Consider the following 594-nt stretch of genomic DNA (forward strand, 5'->3'; position numbering starts at 1 on the left):
TTGCATATAATGCCGAACTACGGGGGTTTGCGAATTATTACGCCTTGGCGAGGGACGTGAAGCAAAAGCTCAACAGGCTAGAGTTCATCCAACGCTGGAGTATGTTCAAAACCATGGCCAGCAAGCAGAAGAGTAGCGTACGTGCTGTTGCCGCCCGTATGAGGTCGGGGCAGGAATATCGCGTCGACTATTTGGTCGACGGCCAGCCTCGGTCGGTTAAGGTCTGGAAGCTGATGTATTTGGACCGTGGGTGGGTAGATAAGGCCAAGGTGGATATCCCACCGCGGACTCAAATCTATTCCCATTCACGGACGGATTGGGTCGATCGTCAGAACGCCAAGCAATGCTCGGCGTGCGGGCGGACGGACCGTCCGTGTCAGGTTCATCACGTCGAAGGGTTGGCCGATATTGCACAACGTGGTTTCGCTGCGGAGATGAAGGCTGCGCGGTCACGCAGGACGAGAGTCCTGTGCGACCTGTGTCATGTTGACCTACACCGTGGACGCTTGTCCGATACCCGGAACATGAATGGTATTATCGCAGCGGAGAGCCGTATGCAGTGAAAGCTGCACGTACGGTTCGGCGGGGGGGTCA

At 56.2% G+C, this 594-nt stretch carries 1 protein-coding gene; it reads left to right on the plus strand.

The genetic code is table 11. The features are described from left to right. On the plus strand, nt 1–563 hold a 563-nt coding region (locus AACY19_RS26785), incomplete at its 5' end, for a group II intron reverse transcriptase/maturase (protein ID WP_339454503.1). Nucleotides 564–594: the final 31 nt, after the last annotated feature.

The sequence above is a fragment of the Pseudomonas sp. EA_5y_Pfl2_R50 genome (genome assembly GCF_963970475.1).
Classification (GTDB): domain Bacteria; phylum Pseudomonadota; class Gammaproteobacteria; order Pseudomonadales; family Pseudomonadaceae; genus Aquipseudomonas.